This window comes from Shewanella hanedai, from assembly GCF_007197645.1.
In the GTDB taxonomy this organism is placed as follows: domain Bacteria; phylum Pseudomonadota; class Gammaproteobacteria; order Enterobacterales; family Shewanellaceae; genus Shewanella; species Shewanella hanedai.
The window spans coordinates 1-1,288 of the sequence record NZ_VKGK01000082.1; the positions used below are offsets into that span (position 1 = coordinate 1).

Annotated in this window: 2 tRNA genes and 2 rRNA genes; all 4 read right to left on the reverse strand. The window is 42.0% G+C overall.

The features are described 5' to 3' along the window. Positions 1–111: ribosomal RNA gene (locus FN961_RS25660) — 23S ribosomal RNA — on the reverse strand; the annotation flags it as partial. 587 nt (positions 112–698) lie between these two features. After that, positions 699–774: transfer RNA gene (locus FN961_RS25665), tRNA-Ala, on the reverse strand. Between the two features lie 123 nt (positions 775–897). Further along, a tRNA-Ile gene (locus FN961_RS25670) sits at positions 898–974 on the reverse strand. Between the two features lie 208 nt (positions 975–1,182). Beyond that, a 16S ribosomal RNA gene (locus FN961_RS25675) occupies positions 1,183–1,288 on the reverse strand; the annotation flags it as partial.

The window sequence follows — 1,288 nt, forward strand, 5'->3', positions numbered from 1 at the left end:
TCGTTAGCTCAAATGCTTGTTACTAGCTCGCCAACGCTTATCGCAAGTTACTACGTCCTTCATCGCCTCTGACTGCCAAGGCATCCACCGTATACGCTTAGTCACTTAACCATACAACCCACATGGATCTTTTTCTCGCTTGCGATTTGCTATTTTGTCTGTATTGCAAGCTTCGTTCGTTAGTCATGTAGCACGCTACACTCCTTCCTCTCTCAACTTACGGCTTAGACAAAAACGCAACTTGCTGCGCTGATATTATCTATTGTTCTCTACGGGTAAGCAGAGAACGAGATGTATCGCAACTAATGGTGTTTACTTTCGCCAAAAGAATACTCTTGACCCAATCGTTAGAGAAATATCTCTAAGAAAGAGTCGGCACTTGATTTAAGTGTTTGAGAACTCAATTATTTATTTTTCGCGCTAATGCTACAAACAACAACCTACAAGTAAGTCACTGTCCCTTTCACATTAACACTATCAGCTTTCCAAATTTTTAAAGAGCGGGCTTAAAAAAGCCAAAGATAAATTTTTCATTTATCTTTGGCATCTCTATATCCATGTGCATGCCTTACTTCTTGCTGGAAAAGTAAGTTTACTTCGTCAATCAGGAGTCATTCCTAATAACGTTCAAAGTAAATTGTGGTATTACATGATTAATGAACTTAAATTCTAAATAATCAGTAAGACCAACAAGTAAATGGTGGAGCTATGCGGGATCGAACCGCAGACCTCCTGCGTGCAAGGCAGGCGCTCTCCCAGCTGAGCTATAGCCCCATTTACATGCAGTCAAACAAAATATATACGGTATAAATGACCAAATCGAGTGTAACAAGGCATGTAGTGAGGACGTTTAGCTTGCTAAACGACGAACTACATAACGTAGTAACACGAAGATTTTGGTGGGTCAGAGTGGACTTGAACCACCGACCTCACCCTTATCAGGGGTGCGCTCTAACCAGCTGAGCTACAGACCCATTTATACTTGTTTCTTTGTCCCAATTCAGCGTTGCTTTCGTCGTTCAATTAGTCATGTAGTGAACTACATTCCCTCTTTCTCTTCTCAAGCGCCTTGCCTTAAAACAAATTAACGTCGCCTAAATAGACACGCGTATATTTTTTGCTCTTTCTTTCTATCAAGTAATCTGTGTGAACACTCAACAAGCATTGAGTTAGTCGTATAGGTAAGGAGGTGATCCAGCCCCAGGTTCCCCTAGGGCTACCTTGTTACGACTTCACCCCAGTCATGAACCACACCGTGGTAAACGCCCTCCCCGAAAGGTTAAGCTAT